Source organism: Bacillus bingmayongensis, assembly GCF_000299035.1.
GTDB classification, from domain to species: domain Bacteria; phylum Bacillota; class Bacilli; order Bacillales; family Bacillaceae_G; genus Bacillus_A; species Bacillus_A bingmayongensis.
This window is the reverse complement of the sequence record NZ_AKCS01000088.1, coordinates 1-572: the sequence shown is the minus strand read 5'-3', so window position 1 is coordinate 572 and position 572 is coordinate 1. Positions and strand designations below refer to the sequence as shown.

Sequence of the window (572 nt, the reverse complement as noted above, 5' to 3'; positions counted from 1 at the left end):
ATTATTATACCTTTTATGTGGATAGGTCTCTATTTGATTATGAGTGGCATTAACTCAATTGCCCGGATGTTTGAAATCATATTCCCTATTACGGTGTTTATTTTTTTACTAATTTCCTTGATGAGTCTCGGAATATTTGAGATAGATAATCTCCGCCCCGTATTAGGTTTAGGAGTTAAGCCGGTGTTAAACGGGATAAAGACAACTGCTCTCGCATATACAGGTCCTGAAATCATGTTAATCCTTTTGGTGTTTATGGAGCAACCAAACAAAGCAGTAAAAGTCATTCTAGTTGGAATTTCTATTCCGTTAATCTTTTACGTAATAACGGTCGTAATGGTCATCGGTGCATTATCCGTCGATGGAGTTGTAACGAGAACTTGGCCGACAATTGATCTCATGCGCAGTTTTGAAATTTCTGGTTTGATATTTGAACGTTTTGAATCTTTATTGCTTGTAATATGGATTATGCAAATATTTGCTACATATACGATCAGTTACTACGCTGCTGCACTGGGGCTAGCACAACTCTTCAAAAAGAGCATTCATCCTTTTATGTTTGCTTTGCTTCC

1 protein-coding gene is annotated in these 572 nt (G+C 37.1%); it reads left to right on the top strand.

Annotation, left to right across the window (positions count from 1 at the left end):
- Nucleotides 1-572: GerAB/ArcD/ProY family transporter (locus Y7E_RS0106950; protein ID WP_017150561.1), on the top strand; the 572-nt coding region annotated here is incomplete at both ends.